The sequence below is a fragment of the Flavobacterium sp. UBA4197 genome (genome assembly GCF_002379575.1).
Taxonomy (GTDB): Bacteria; Bacteroidota; Bacteroidia; order Flavobacteriales; family Flavobacteriaceae; genus Flavobacterium; species Flavobacterium inviolabile.
Genome location: NZ_DFUB01000024.1, coordinates 31,057 through 44,827, shown reverse-complemented (window position 1 = coordinate 44,827; position 13,771 = coordinate 31,057). Strand labels below are relative to the sequence as shown.

14 protein-coding genes are annotated in these 13,771 nt (G+C 39.6%); 6 read left to right on the top strand and 8 right to left on the bottom strand.

From position 1 onward, the window contains the following. Positions 1-184: 184 nt before the first annotated feature. The 6 genes from B3394_RS14050 to B3394_RS14025 all read right to left on the bottom strand — a co-directional run bounded on the left by B3394_RS14050 (position 185) and on the right by B3394_RS14025 (position 5,896). On the bottom strand, positions 185-2,407 hold the full coding sequence (locus B3394_RS14050) for an NADP-dependent isocitrate dehydrogenase (RefSeq protein WP_286925651.1): 2,223 nt from the start codon (positions 2,405-2,407) through the stop codon (positions 185-187). A 252-nt stretch (positions 2,408-2,659) separates the two neighbouring features. Beyond that, positions 2,660-3,010 (bottom strand): 50S ribosomal protein L19, encoded by a 351-nt coding sequence (rplS, locus tag B3394_RS14045; RefSeq protein ID WP_177734238.1) that lies wholly within the window; start codon positions 3,008-3,010, stop codon positions 2,660-2,662. 169 nt (positions 3,011-3,179) lie between these two features. Beyond that, positions 3,180-3,857, bottom strand: coding sequence for a tRNA (guanosine(37)-N1)-methyltransferase TrmD (trmD, locus tag B3394_RS14040; RefSeq protein WP_177734239.1), 678 nt, complete (start codon positions 3,855-3,857; stop codon positions 3,180-3,182). A 45-nt stretch (positions 3,858-3,902) separates the two neighbouring features. Continuing rightward, on the bottom strand, positions 3,903-4,637 hold the full coding sequence (locus B3394_RS14035; RefSeq protein ID WP_286925650.1) for a hypothetical protein: 735 nt from the start codon (positions 4,635-4,637) through the stop codon (positions 3,903-3,905). 7 nt (positions 4,638-4,644) lie between these two features. Further along, positions 4,645-5,091 (bottom strand): DUF1569 domain-containing protein, encoded by a 447-nt coding sequence (locus B3394_RS14030; RefSeq protein WP_177734241.1) that lies wholly within the window; start codon positions 5,089-5,091, stop codon positions 4,645-4,647. 4 nt (positions 5,092-5,095) lie between these two features. Beyond that, a complete protein-coding gene (locus B3394_RS14025; protein ID WP_286925649.1) occupies positions 5,096-5,896 on the bottom strand; it encodes a class I SAM-dependent methyltransferase in 801 nt (266 codons plus the stop codon). A gap of 184 nt (positions 5,897-6,080) precedes the next feature. On the opposite strand from B3394_RS14025, the gene B3394_RS14020 reads away from it, so the two are divergent. From B3394_RS14020 to B3394_RS13995, 6 genes are all read left to right on the top strand, one after another. Next, the gene (locus B3394_RS14020; protein WP_177734243.1) at positions 6,081-7,238 is read left to right on the top strand and encodes an MFS transporter; all 1,158 of its coding nucleotides are present in this window, start codon (positions 6,081-6,083) and stop codon (positions 7,236-7,238) included. Positions 7,239-7,313: 75 nt separating this feature from the next. Beyond that, positions 7,314-8,246 (top strand): peptidylprolyl isomerase, encoded by a 933-nt coding sequence (locus B3394_RS14015; RefSeq protein ID WP_177734244.1) that lies wholly within the window; start codon positions 7,314-7,316, stop codon positions 8,244-8,246. 339 nt (positions 8,247-8,585) lie between these two features. Continuing rightward, complete coding sequence (locus B3394_RS14010; RefSeq protein ID WP_177734245.1) at positions 8,586-8,864, top strand: microviridin/marinostatin family tricyclic proteinase inhibitor; 279 nt, start codon at positions 8,586-8,588, stop codon at positions 8,862-8,864. Positions 8,865-8,920: 56 nt separating this feature from the next. Further along, on the top strand, positions 8,921-9,892 hold the full coding sequence (locus B3394_RS14005) for an MvdC/MvdD family ATP grasp protein (RefSeq protein ID WP_177734246.1): 972 nt from the start codon (positions 8,921-8,923) through the stop codon (positions 9,890-9,892). A gap of 93 nt (positions 9,893-9,985) precedes the next feature. Beyond that, a complete protein-coding gene (locus tag B3394_RS14000; protein ID WP_177734247.1) occupies positions 9,986-11,005 on the top strand; it encodes an MvdC/MvdD family ATP grasp protein in 1,020 nt (339 codons plus the stop codon). Positions 11,006-11,106: 101 nt separating this feature from the next. Further along, positions 11,107-11,655 (top strand): hypothetical protein, encoded by a 549-nt coding sequence (locus B3394_RS13995; RefSeq protein ID WP_177734248.1) that lies wholly within the window; start codon positions 11,107-11,109, stop codon positions 11,653-11,655. Positions 11,656-11,702: 47 nt separating this feature from the next. Here B3394_RS13995 and B3394_RS13990 read toward each other — a convergent pair whose 3' ends face one another. Together B3394_RS13990 and B3394_RS13985 are read right to left on the bottom strand one after the other, a co-directional pair. Next, positions 11,703-12,089, bottom strand: coding sequence for a GreA/GreB family elongation factor (locus B3394_RS13990; RefSeq protein ID WP_177734249.1), 387 nt, complete (start codon positions 12,087-12,089; stop codon positions 11,703-11,705). Between the two features lie 12 nt (positions 12,090-12,101). Continuing rightward, the gene (locus tag B3394_RS13985) at positions 12,102-13,670 is read right to left on the bottom strand and encodes an FMN-binding glutamate synthase family protein (RefSeq protein ID WP_414654274.1); all 1,569 of its coding nucleotides are present in this window, start codon (positions 13,668-13,670) and stop codon (positions 12,102-12,104) included. Between the last annotated feature and the right edge of the window lie 101 nt (positions 13,671-13,771).

Genomic DNA, 13,771 nt, shown 5'->3' with positions numbered 1-13,771 from the left:
AAGGACAATTAAAAGAATTTAAGGCGCACTTCTCGTTAAAACGATAATTAGTTTTAGATTGTGATAATAATGTAAAAAGCCCGCTCGAAAGAGCGGGCTTTTTTATGGTTGTTAGCAAAGGTTATCGCCATAAAAAAAGGCAACCGTTATGGTTGCCTTTTTGTTTTTATAATGACAAAACTAATTAAGCAATTTTATTTAAAATTGTATTTAAAGTCGTACTTGGACGCATTGCCTCGTCTGTTAATGTCTGCGCTGGGTGGTAATAACCGCCGATATTCTGAGCTTTCCCCTGAGCACCGATTAACTCACCGTTAATTTGTGCTTCATTTTCAAAAAGTTCTTTTGCAATAGGAGCAAACTGCGCCTGTAATTCTGCATCTTTAGTTTGTGTGGCTAAAGCTTCAGCCCAGTATAATGCCAGATAGAAGTGAGAACCTCTGTTGTCAATCTGTCCTACTTTACGGGCAGGAGATTTATCATTTGCAAGGAATTTTTCAGTAGCCTGGTCTAATGTTTCCGAAAGAACCAAAGCTTTGTTTTTGTTGAATACATTTCCTAAATGCTCTAAAGATACCGCTAATGCCAGGAACTCTCCAAGAGAATCCCAACGTAGGTAACCTTCTTCAAGGAATTGTTCTACGTGTTTCGGTGCAGAACCTCCGGCTCCTGTTTCAAATAAACCACCACCGTTCATTAAAGGAACGATCGATAACATTTTGGCAGAAGTACCTAATTCTAAAATAGGGAATAAGTCGGTTAAATAATCACGCAATACGTTTCCGGTTACCGAAATAGTATCCAATCCGGCTTTGATTCTTTCTAAAGAGAAAATCGTAGCATCCACCGGAGAAAGGATTCTGATATCCAATCCGGTTGTATCATAATCTTTTAAATAAGCAGTTACTTTTTTGATTAATTCTCTGTCGTGTGCTCTGTTTTCATCTAACCAGAATACCGTTGGTGTATTGGTTGCTTTTGCTCTGTTTACGGCAAGTTTAACCCAGTCCTGGATAGGTGCATCTTTTGTTTGACACATTCTGAAAATATCACCAGCTTCCACATTTTGCTGTAATAATACGGTACCATTAGTATCCACTACACGGATAACACCGGTAGCAGTAGCCTGGAACGTTTTATCGTGCGATCCGTATTCTTCTGCTTTTTGAGCCATCAAACCAACATTTGGTACACTTCCCATTGTTTTAGGGTCGAAAGCACCGTTCTTTTTACAGAAATCAATAGTAGCCGTGTAAAGTCCGGAATAGCATCTGTCCGGGATTAATGCTTTGGTATCTTCCTGTTTTCCTTCGGCATTCCACATTTGTCCGGAAGTGCGGATCATAGCAGGCATCGAAGCATCCACGATCACATCTGAAGGTACGTGCAGGTTCGTGATTCCTTTATCGGAATTAACCATTGCCAATGCAGGTCCTTTTTTATACGTTTCCTGAATAGCCGCTTCCACTTCAGCCTGTTGCGGATGTCCGGCAATTTTTGCATAAACATCCCCCAAACCGTTACGGGTATCAATATTTAAAGTTTCAAATAAAGCAGCATATTTTTCGAATACCTCTTTAAAATAAACTTCTACGATCGCTCCGAAGATAATCGGATCGGAAATTTTCATCATTGTTGCTTTCAGGTGAATCGAAAGCAATACATTTTTAGCTCTGGCATCTTCAATTTCTTTAGCCACATAGCTTTTTAAAGCTTTTAGGCTCATTACCGAACTGTCGATGATTTCACCGGCTTTTAAAGGCGTACTTGCTTTTAATACCGTAGCAGTACCATCGGCAGCAACGAATTCGATTTTAACGTCTGTAGCTTCATTTACTGTTACCGATGTTTCACTTCCGTAGAAATCACCCTGCTCCATACTGGCTACATGGGTTTTGGAATCTGCCGACCATGGTCCCATTGAATGCGGATTGGCTTTTGCATAATTCTTAACCGCTTTTGGTGCTCTACGATCGGAATTTCCTTCACGTAAAACCGGGTTTACGGCAGAACCCAATACTTTAGCATATTTTGCTTTAATTTCTTTTTCAGCATCGTTTTTAGGCTCTTCCGGAAAATCGGGAACAGCATAACCATGTGCCTGTAATTCTTTGATAGCTGCTTTTAACTGTGGAACAGAAGCAGAAATATTTGGTAATTTGATGATGTTTGCCTCAGGAGTTGTTGCCAGTTGTCCCAATTCTGCCAGGTCATCATTAATACGTTGTTCTTCTTTCAGGAATTCCGGGAAGTTAGCCAGTATTCTTCCTGCAAGAGAAATGTCTCTTGTTTCTATTTCAATACCAGACGGAGCCGTGAATGCTTTTACAATTGGCAATAATGAATGTGTAGCCAGCATTGGCGCCTCATCTGTAATGGTGTAAATAATCTTTGATTTTTGTGTCATCGTTTGAATTTTTAAAATCGTATCGAAAATAATATAGTAGTGTTTGTTCTCTTTTTTGCCTTTAAAAAAAGCGTAGCAAAGATAAGAAAATGAAAAGAAAAAGCGGTCGAAATAAGCGGGTTAACGCTCGAATTAGTATTTTATTAATTTGGCGTTTGAAAAATGCTAAAATGATAATTTAAAAGGTAAGATTTTATCAAAAAAAAAGTCCCGAATATATCGGGACTTGTTCTATGAAAATCGGAAAGCAGATTATCTTCTTCTTTCTTTGATTTTTGCTTTTTTACCAGTAAGTTCTCTGAAGTAGAAGATACGAGCTCTACGAACTTTACCTCTTTGGTTCAATTCAATTTTTTGTAAAGCAGGCATGTTTAAAGGGAAGATACGCTCAACACCTACAGCACCTGACATTTTACGGATTGTGAAAGTTTCCGTTACACCAGCACCTCTTTTTTGGATAACAACTCCTTTGAAGAACTGAGTTCTGGTTTTTTCACCCTCTTTAATTTCGTAATAAACAGTGATAGTATCACCTGCGTTGAATTCAGGGAAATCTTTTTTCGCTACGAATTCGTCTTGAACAAATTTTAATAAATTTGACATGATAGATAATGTTAATTGTTTTGAATCAGAGCAACATTCACGGTTATCGTCAGAGGTTAGTCCAAATATGGGCGCAAAGATAATGATTTTAACGAAACAGACAAGTCTTTTATAGCTAAAAAACTTACTTTTCTTGAAATATTTCTAAGAGTGCCTATTTTGTTGATTATTAGTCGTTAAGTAAATCGGGACGTCTTGTTTTGGTATGTTCGTAAGCCTGGTTTTCCCGCCATTTTTCAATTTCCGGAAAATTACCGCTCAATAAGATATCCGGCACCTTCCATCCTTTGTATTCCGCCGGACGTGTATAGATAGGAGGAGAGAGCAGATTATCCTGAAAACTGTCGGTTAAAGCCGATGTTTCATTGCTCAGTACTCCCGGAATCAAACGGATGATACTGTCGGCCAGAACGGCAGCTCCTAATTCGCCTCCGGAAAGGACATAATCGCCAATGGAGATCTCTTTGGTAATAAAATGATCTCTAACGCGCTGGTCCACTCCTTTATAATGGCCGCATAAAATGATGATGTTTTTTAACAGGGACATGGAGTTGGCCATCTTTTGATTTAAGGTTTCGCCATCCGGAGTCATATAAACCACTTCGTCATATTCGCGTTCGCTTTTCAGCTTACTGATACAGGCATCGATCGGCTCGATACTCATGACCATTCCTGCTCCGCCGCCAAACTGATAATCGTCCACATTTTTGTGTTTGTTGGTACTGTAATCGCGAAGGTTGTGAAAATGAACTTCTACAAGGCCTTTATCGACAGCTCTTTTTAAAATAGAAGCTTCAAACGGACTTCGGATCAGTTCGGGTAACAGGGTAATGATGTCAATGCGCATAGAGTGAAAATTTTGGCAAAAATAGCTTAAAAAATAGAAATCAATTTATTTCTGCACTTTTTTAAGCAGATAAGCCCGGGTTGTAATCTTCTGATCGCCCTTTATATCCGGAACGGGAGCGGTTACATTATATAGTGCGACAGTATTGTCCGGTCCGTATTTCCAGCCAAACAGGGTTGTTGTGTTGGCATCGGAAAGGTAAATTGCATTGATCTTATCGGTAATCATTTGCATACAGTCACCGGAATAACACAATTCATAGCGGCTGTAACCGGGAAAACCGGTAATTTCCTTATCGGTGAAATGTACCTTTTTTGTTTTTAAGGTTTCCGGAAAGATAAATTCATACGTTCCGGCAATCATGGTTTGGGCTAACCGGCTTTCAAATGAAGCGGCCGATTTTGAAAAAACAGTATTCCCTTTGGTATTTGTATAGGTACTGTCTTTTACAATAAAAGTACTGTCGGAAGTCGCTTCGAGCTGCATGTCCTGTAAAGTGCCGTTATGCTGATAGGCATTGTGAAGCGTGTACAGGCTGCCTTTTTTATGAAATGCTATTTTTCCGGTTTCGAAACCATTGGAAAATAAAACACTGTCTTTTAAAAAAGTCATTTCAACCGCATAAAACGGAATATCGGCAAGCAGTATATGGTTTGATTTCTCTAAATAAGAAACATTAACAAAGGTACCGGACAACGCAATGTCCTGCTTTTTTGTTTCGCAGGATAAAAAGAGCAATCCGGTTACGAGTAATCCTATTTTATTTAGAGAAATCATCATTTTTGGATTAAACGCCAAATTGTCTTAAATGGTGATCCAGGTGCTTCCATTGGGAAATATCCCATTCTTCCGGTGTCATCGGGCCAAAAAACGGATGTTTCAGGTTTTTGATAACGCTGGGTCCCTGCTGGAAACGGCTAACCCGGTCTATTAATGCTGTTTTTGCCGCATCGAAATCCGGTTCGTGAGTGATAATAAATTCTTTGGCTGTCGGGATATTGGGATCAAACGGTTTGTCTTCTACCAATTTCTTTTTGGCTATTCTTCCGAACAACAGCCCGATCAGGTTCTGCTTAAGCGTTAGTTCTCCAAAAGCCACTTTTATGGGTGCCTGGCAATGTTCCATCATTTGACTTACGGTCATTTTTCCCCAATGAGAAAGAGAATGTGGTGACAATTGATTGATGCGGTCGATGATGTCCTGATTGGAAGCAGGATTATAAAGGCTCTTCATAGGTTTATTTTTTTGTCGCTACTATTGAATATGTCATGGGTAATTTATTGCCTAAATGTTTGATACGGAATTTATTCGGGGCAAATGCTTCCACTTCGTTAAAACACGGATAAGGCGAATAATTATACTCTTCAAAGATATTAATTTCCAGATTATGTTGTATTAAAGCACTCATAACCTCTGTTAACGGGTGATTCCAGCTCACGGATTCATTTTTAATAGGAGCCTCTTTATCGGCATAGGTACCGGTGGCCGATTCGATAATGGTTTCGGTATTGAAATAATCATATTGTATTTCCGTGAAATTGCTGTCAAACATCCATACCACAGGGTGGAACTCCACAAATACAAACTTCCCGCCCGGTTTTAGAAAATGGTTGACAACCTTTGCCCATTTGTTCAGGTCCGGTAACCAGCCAATAGTGCCGTAGCTGGTAAAAACAATGTCAAACTGCCCGTCCAGATGATTCGGTAAATCATAAACGTCACTACAGATAAAGGTCGCATCGATAGTCATTTGCTGTGCATATTCCGTTGCTTTTGCAATTGCTTTATCGGATAAATCAATTCCGGTAACCTTTGCACCCATGCGGGCTAAAGAAATGGTATCCTGCCCGAAATGACATTGCAGATGCAGGATCTTTTTGCCGGAAACCGGTCCCAATAACGCCAGTTCGATTTCGTTTAACGTGGATTCACCGTTTAAAAAAGCATCCATTTGATAAAAATCGGAAGCGATATGATAATCCACTTTATCATTCCAGGTCGCTTTATTGGTTTCAAGGTAATCTTCAGGAATATCCATGATTCGGTTTTTAATAGTTGTTTTTTGATTGCTTAAAGTTACAAATCCGTTTGAATATAGTTGGTTTTATGCTAAAAAAACGGTTTTCACAAAGATACAGTTTGTATTAAAATCCGGTGATGCCGGAAGAAATTTTTCCGGTAATTTAAGATTTAATTAAGAGATATAGAATTAATTTTGCGGCATGAATTTATCCCGAACAGATGTTGGCTTTATGGCCATCTGTACAGGTTTGATTGTTGCCAATCTGTACTACTGCCAGCCCCTGATAATTCTTATTGCTAAAGAATTTTCTATACCCGAAGACCAGGCTGGAACCATTACATATCTAACACAGGCCGGTTATGCAATCGGTATGTTTTTTATGGTTCCGCTGGGCGATAAGCTGGAACGTAAAAAACAAATACAAATCACAACGCTTGCTGCAGTGGCAGCTTTGATCATTGCGGCTACCGCCACAAACTTTAAGATGCTTCAGATCGCCAGTTTTTTAATCGGAGCCTCGTCCATCGTACCCCAGTTGATTTTACCGTTGTCGGCAAGCCTGGCTTCGCCGGAACAAAGAGGTAAGGTGATCGGTACGGTCATGAGCGGTTTGTTGGTCGGCATTTTAATTTCACGAACGGTCAGCGGCTTTATTGGTGCCTGGCTCGGCTGGAGAGGAATGTTCTGGATTGCTGCCGTTTTATGTTTGCTAATCGTGATTGTGATACAAAAGAAATTCCCGGTAAACAGACCGAATTTTAAAGGAACTTACGGAGAACTTTTAGGATCTTTATTTTCGCTGATCAAAGAACAGCCTTTATTGCGGGAAGCAACCCTGATCAATGCGTTAAGCTTTGCCCAGTTTGGCGCTTTCTGGACCACTATGGTTTTGTTGCTATCCGGGGAACCGTTTCATTATAACAGTGCAACGATAGGCCTTTTCGGAATTGTAGGTGCTTCCGGAGCTTTGGCGGCACCGCTTGTCGGGAAATTAGGCGATAAGGGTAATCCGCGGGTCGTGATTGGTTATGGCTGTTTGCTGCTGCTGATCAGTTTTATCATATTCTATTTTTCTTCCGGGAGTTTAATCGGGATATTAATCGGAATTGTTTTTATTGATGTAGGTCTGCAATCGGTACATATCTCGAACCAGACCAGGGTTTATTCGTTGCTTCCGGAAGCCCGGAACAGGATGAATACGGTTTATATGTCGTTCAGTTTTTTAGGAACAGCTTTAGGATCGGCATTTGGTTTGTGGCTGTGGAATTACGGCAAATGGCATGCTTTCTCAATTGGAGGTGCGATGCTGTCTGTGGCAGCCATCATAATTTATGCACTGACTTACAAACGCAAATAAAAGCGGGAAGCCTTAAATTATAAATTTATAAAATAACATTATATTTGTTGCTCATTATTTAAAAAAGTATAAAAAATGCAAGACGGAATTTACGCAAAATTTAATACTACCAAAGGAGCTATTTTGGTAAAGTTAACGCATGATAAAACCCCTGGAACTGTTGGGAACTTTGTTGGTTTAGCGGAAGGGAATTTAGAAAATGATGTAAAACCACAGGGAAAACCATACTATGACGGTTTAAAATTCCATAGAGTTATTGCCGACTTTATGATTCAGGGAGGTTGTCCTCTTGGAAGCGGTGTTGGCGGACCGGGATACCAGTTTGATGATGAATTTCATCCGGAATTGAAACACGATGTACCGGGAGTTTTATCGATGGCAAATGCAGGGCCCGGAACAAACGGTTCTCAGTTTTTTATCACACACGTTGAAACACCTTGGCTGGATAATAAACACACCGTTTTCGGTCACGTAATCGAAGGACAGGATATTGTTGATGCTGTTGCGCAGGGTGATCTTATCGATAGCCTGGAAATCATCAGAGTAGGGGAAGAAGCTCAGAAATGGAATGCCATTGAAGCGTTCCGTACTTTTGAAGGTTCAAGAGAAAAACGTTTAGCAGAGCAAAAACGTCAGGCTGAAGAGGCTTTGGAAAAATTAGCAGCCGGTTTTGAAAAAACAGAAAGCGGACTGCGTTATAAAATGATTCAGAAAGGAAGCGGGAAAAAAGCAGAAAAAGGTAAAATCGTTTCTGTACACTATTCCGGTTCATTAGAGAACGGAGCGATCTTCGACAGTTCATACAAAAGAAAACAGCCTATTGAGTTTCCATTAGGAAGAGGACAGGTTATTGAAGGATGGGATGAAGGTATTGCTTTATTACAGGTAGGCGATAAAGCCCGTTTTGTAATTCCGTCCTATTTAGGATACGGTTCCCGTGGTGCAGGTGGTGTTATTCCGCCGGATGCTACGTTGATTTTTGATGTAGAATTAATGGATGTAAAATAGTCCATATCACATTTATAGTAAAAACTGCCTTATATGGCAGTTTTTTTTATGCCGTTTTTATACATTTTGTGTGTTTTTTAACGCCTGTATTTTTCATTTTATACTTATTTAACATTTTTTTGCTGTGTATGCATAGTAAAAAAGTGTTAAATTTAACATTTATTTATTAAATTAAAACTTTTGTTAAGAGTTGTAAAATTCTTTAAACCAGTAACTTGATTTTATTTTTCATATAAAATTATTTTTTTTGCTGAAAAGCGTAAAAAAATAGTATTTTGGAATGTCAATTATTTGCAAATAAGATCAGACAATTCAATTAACTTTAAAAATTTAATAATTATGAAAAACAATAAAGACCTTAAAAAGCCTTTCTTTGCTAATTTCTTAGAGAACCAATTGACAAACGAAGAGAAGAATTCTGTTCAAGGTGGAGATATCATAACTTTAAAAGCTACTGATACTTTACAAACATTAAAATACCCATCTGACAACGAAGACGGACCTGGACCGGTAACTGTACCAAGATACGATTTATTACAAACTATGAAATATCCATCTGATAACGATGAAACCGGAGGGCCAATCCTTGAGCCTGGAGGACCGTTTACAGAGTTGTAATTATAAGTTTAATAGCAATGGCTTGTTTGACAAGTCATTGCTTTTTCTGTTTTTAGATGATATTATGTATAAGCCACAGTAATGATTTTTATACTATTGACATAGTAATTAAGCGATTAAAAGAATTAGGTAAAGAAGTTTTCAGGTTAAATTCTGATGAATTTTCCCATCAGCTGCAATTTGATTATTCCTGTGATTCACAGGAAGTTTCAGTGAGCATACAGCAGGGAGACCATTCTTTTACAGTAAAAGATATTGAAGCGGTTTATTACAGGAAGTTATGGAGGATTGCACTTCCCGATGATCTGGATGATTCGTTTAAAAATATTTATTTTCAGGAATATACCACAATGCGCAACCTGTTCTTTGCATCACTCAAAGATGTTCCCTGGATGAACCCGATGGAACTCGATCACAGAATAGGAGAGAACAAACTGGAACAATTATCCTTTGCCCGCGAGGCAGGATTAATCATTCCGGAAAGTCTTTTTACCAATGACCCGGATAAAGTAAAAGATTTCTTTTATTCGGTTTGTCAGGGGAATATGATAGCCAAATTACATGGCTCGTTATCGCGCAGTATGAAAGGAAACACTCCTTTTTTTCCAACAACGCTCATTCAGGAATCCGACCTGGAACGATTAGACACTTTGCCCTATTGTCCGATGATTTTTCAGCGCAATATTGCGAAGCTGTATGAATTGCGGGTCATTTATATTGACGGTACTTTTTATACCGGAAAAATTAATGCCGAAGCATCGGAAGCCGGTAAGACCGATTGGCGCGCGGCCAATGATATCAAGCCGTCCTGGGAGCCTTATGTGCTGCCGGATACCGTTTGTACCGCTCTGGATACGATGATGAAAAATATCGGTCTGTATTTTGGAGCAATCGATATAATCCGCCGGAAAGATGGCGATTATGTTTTTTTAGAAGTTAACCCACAAGGAGAATGGGGGATGATTCAGCGGGATCTGGGATATCCGATCGGAGAAACCATCGCTGAAAAACTCATAGCAAGAATATAGTTTATAGAATTGCTTTTTTAAATCAGGAAATTATTAATAACTGTTATATAGTGAACCTTATTGGCAAACGAGGCATAACATAAAAAAATATTTATGGAAAAAGTATTGATTATTACGCATACTCTGGATAATGAATGTATTGATATTGTTTCAAGAAAAATTAGAGAACACGGCGGTGAGCCGATTCGTTTTAATGTAGACGAATATCCTCTGAAATACGGTTTGAGCACCTGCTATGAAAACGGCGAGTGGAAAACATATCTTGATTATGAAGGAGAACGGGTATCCATACATGATATTGCATCGTTATGGTACCGACGCAGCCATAATTTGGGTGGCCGTTTGGATACTGTTCTGGAAAGAGAATATCTGGGCAGTGTTTATGGCGAAATCCGCGCTACTTTTTTCGGAATGCTGGAAAGCATGAACTGTTTCCAGTTAGGGAAATACAGCAAATACAGACGTCTGGACAGTAAGGAAGAGCAAATGAAAATCGCAGCCTATCTGGGGATGAAAGTTCCGGAAAGCTGTATTACCAATAGCCCGGAAGAAGCAAAACGTTTTGTAAAAGACCATCCGGGAGGCGTTATCACAAAAATGCAGAGTTCTTTTGCCATTGAAAGAAACGGTGTTGAAAATGTTGTTTTTACCAACTTAATAAAAGAAGAAGACCTGGATAATATCGAGACGCTGCAATATTGCCCGATGCAGTTTCAGGAAAAATTAGATAAGAAAGTAGAATTGCGTATCACGATAGTTGGTGAGGAAATTTATGCTTTTGAAATCGATTCTCAAAAAATGGATAATGCCAAACTGGACTGGAGAAGGGAAGGTATTGAATTGCTGGAAGACTGGAAACCGTATGAATTACCGGCCGATCTGAGAGTGAAATTATTACAGATGATGGACATGTATGATGTGAATTACGGCGCCATTGATATTATTGTAACTCCGGATGATGAATATTATTTCCTGGAAATAAACTCGGCAGGAGAATTTTTCTGGTTAGACCGATTGTTGCCGGACAACCAGATTTCAGACCAGATCGCGAAAGTGCTTTTAGGCAAAGCCAAACGCAGATACACACCGGTTTTTGAAGAAAGTTTAGCTTAACCACAGCTCTCATACTGATAAATAGAAAAGCCCTCATTTTGAGGGCTTTTTTTATTGAATTATCATTTGCTTTCGTATTTTTACGCCCATAATTTATGAACATGCGTTATTTAAGTTTTCTTCTTCTGTTTACCTTTTTTACGGCGAAAGCCCAATTGCCTGCCCAGCATTGCGGATATGATTTTACATCTTACCTGGTACTGAATGTGCATGAAAACGGGAAAAAAGAAAACATTAAAAATTTAAAGATCACTATTGCTGACGAATCCGGAAAGGAAATCATCAATGTCAACAATATCTATAGCTGGACAAACAGCAACAAGCCATTGGTTTTTTCATCCAACTATAAAATTGACGAAAACGGCAACCGGGTAACCGAAGAAGTAAAGGATCAGAAAACAAGATGGTTTTTTCCCTTTGCAAAAGACAATTACCTGTTGTCTGTAGCGAACACGTTTCCGGCCGATAATTTTTTTATTAAAGTAGAGGATACAGACGGGGAAGCTAACGGCGGACGTTTTAAAACACAGTCTTTGCAGCTAAACAGTTTCAATATGTATGTTCTATGTTCGGCACAAAACGAACGTCAGGCACAGCAATTCGGACCCAGAACGAACCGGCCGGTGGAAATTATTTTAGAACGGGAGTAGCATAAAAAAAACACCGTTCCCAAAAGAAGGTGTTTTGTAAAGAAGCATTAAACGACAGGATTGGTTACCGATATGATGCGCAGTGATTTTATTCCGGCAGGCATTTCCCAATCTACTTCGTCATTCTCTTTAAATCCTATCAGTGCGATACTTAACGGAGCGATTACAGAAACTTTCCCTTCCTTAATGTTTGATAATTGTGGCAGTACAATCTGAATTTTCATGCGTTGTTTTGCCTTAGTATCTTCAATTTCTACAAAAGAGTTGATTCTGACAATATTATCGGCTACAATATCATCTTTGTTCACGATAGCACGATCCAATTCATTTGACAGCTGCATGATTTCTTTTGCACTTTTATTGTCGCCGCTATTTTTTGTCAACTCACGAAGTAGTTGATAGTCGGTCAATGATAAAACGGGTATTGGTTTCATAACTTTTATCTTTTAAAAATTTGACATTTCTTTTTTGCTGTTGTGATCCTGCAGCTTTCCTTTAAAATAAAGGTCTGCAAAACTGCGGTTGGCACTGCCTTCCGTTCTTCTGAAAAATACGGCTGGCGTAATCTCTTTTGGTTTTTCAAATCCGCAGGCACCGATAAATTCACTCAGGGCTTTCATGGTATTTTTATGGAAATTGGCAACACGTACGCTCTTGTCGGTAATATCAATTCCCTTGTATAACGCTTTATCCTGCGTGGCAATCCCTACCGGACATTTACCGCTGTCGCATTGCAATGCCTGGATACAGCCTAATGAGAACATCATTCCGCGGGCACTATAACAGGCATCGGCACCCAAAGCAAACGCTTTTGCAAGGTCGAATGCCGAAATGATTTTCCCGGCTGCCAGAATTTTAACCTGTTCGCGAATACCGTAGGTTTTTAAAGTGGAACTCACAAACACCAAAGCATCAGAAAGGGCCATACCCATATAATCAATAAACTCCAAAGGTGCTGCCCCGGTTCCGCCTTCTGCTCCGTCAACGGTAATAAAGTCAGGGAAAATGCGGGTTTCCATCATGGCTTCCACGATATTGATAAACTCATCCTGACGTCCGATACAGATCTTGAATCCTACCGGTTTCCCATTGGAAAGCTGACGCAGCTGGTTTATAAAATACATCAGTTCAATAGCATTGCTAAAAGCGGTATGTGCCGACGGTGAGTGTACCGTAGTGTACGGTTCGATACTTCTGATCTTTGCAATTTCTGGAGTGTTTTTCTCAGCCGGCAGTAAACCGCCATGTCCCGGTTTTGCCCCTTGTGACAGTTTTAACTCCACCATTTTAACTTCCGGATAGGCAGCTCTTTCGGCAAACAATTCATTTGAAAAACTGCCATCCAGATTACGGCAGCCGAAATATCCGGTTCCGATCTGCCAGATCAGATCACCACCCTGTAAATGGTAATCACTGATGCCGCCTTCGCCGGTATTATGGGCAAAATTCCCCATTTTGGCTCCTTTGTTCAACGAGGTAACGGCAGTTTTGCTCAATGCCCCGTAACTCATGGCGCTGATGTTTAAAATGCTGGCACTATACGGTTGCAGGCACTGGGTATTACCAATAGTAACCCTGAAATCTTTTTCGTTTGCTTTTTTGGGATATATTGAATGGGCTGCCCACTCATAGCCAATGCGGTTCGGATCATCCTGCATTCCAAAAGAAATGGTTTGCTTTTCGTTTTTAGCACGTTGGTACACAATGGAACGCTGCCTGCGGTTAAATGGTTTTCCGTCCAGTTCCCCTTCAAAGAAATACTGTCTGAATTCCGGGCGAACGGATTCAAAAAGATAACGCATCCGTCCTACCAGCGGGTAGTTACGGCGAATGGAATGCTTGGACTGAAAGGTATCAACAGCAATAACCGCAAGAATAGCAATAGGAATTAAAAGGACTTCCCAGGCGATATTGTGGAATTGAACAAGATACAATCCTGTTAAAAGTAACAAAATAGTGACGAACCAGATAATTTGGCGTGCAACCAACGTTGCAAAAAACTTTTTAGATGTCATGATAAATAAGCAAAAGCGTCCGACAGATCTTTCTATCGAATTAAATTAATTTACTGTATAAAGTTTGAAAGGAATGTACCCGCGTATATATAAAAAAGAAA

Coding starts and splice junctions, on each gene's coding strand:
- B3394_RS14050 (WP_286925651.1), bottom strand. CDS start 2,407: ATGACACAAAAATCAAAGATTATTTACACCATTACAGATGAGGCGCCA.
- rplS (WP_177734238.1), bottom strand. CDS start 3,010: ATGTCAAATTTATTAAAATTTGTTCAAGACGAATTCGTAGCGAAAAAA.
- trmD (WP_177734239.1), bottom strand. CDS start 3,857: ATGCGCATTGACATCATTACCCTGTTACCCGAACTGATCCGAAGTCCG.
- B3394_RS14035 (WP_286925650.1), bottom strand. CDS start 4,637: ATGATGATTTCTCTAAATAAAATAGGATTACTCGTAACCGGATTGCTC.
- B3394_RS14030 (WP_177734241.1), bottom strand. CDS start 5,091: ATGAAGAGCCTTTATAATCCTGCTTCCAATCAGGACATCATCGACCGC.
- B3394_RS14025 (WP_286925649.1), bottom strand. CDS start 5,896: ATGGATATTCCTGAAGATTACCTTGAAACCAATAAAGCGACCTGGAAT.
- B3394_RS14020 (WP_177734243.1), top strand. CDS start 6,081: ATGAATTTATCCCGAACAGATGTTGGCTTTATGGCCATCTGTACAGGT.
- B3394_RS14015 (WP_177734244.1), top strand. CDS start 7,314: ATGCAAGACGGAATTTACGCAAAATTTAATACTACCAAAGGAGCTATT.
- B3394_RS14010 (WP_177734245.1), top strand. CDS start 8,586: ATGAAAAACAATAAAGACCTTAAAAAGCCTTTCTTTGCTAATTTCTTA.
- B3394_RS14005 (WP_177734246.1), top strand. CDS start 8,921: ATGATATTATGTATAAGCCACAGTAATGATTTTTATACTATTGACATA.
- B3394_RS14000 (WP_177734247.1), top strand. CDS start 9,986: ATGGAAAAAGTATTGATTATTACGCATACTCTGGATAATGAATGTATT.
- B3394_RS13995 (WP_177734248.1), top strand. CDS start 11,107: ATGCGTTATTTAAGTTTTCTTCTTCTGTTTACCTTTTTTACGGCGAAA.
- B3394_RS13990 (WP_177734249.1), bottom strand. CDS start 12,089: ATGAAACCAATACCCGTTTTATCATTGACCGACTATCAACTACTTCGT.
- B3394_RS13985 (WP_414654274.1), bottom strand. CDS start 13,670: ATGACATCTAAAAAGTTTTTTGCAACGTTGGTTGCACGCCAAATTATC.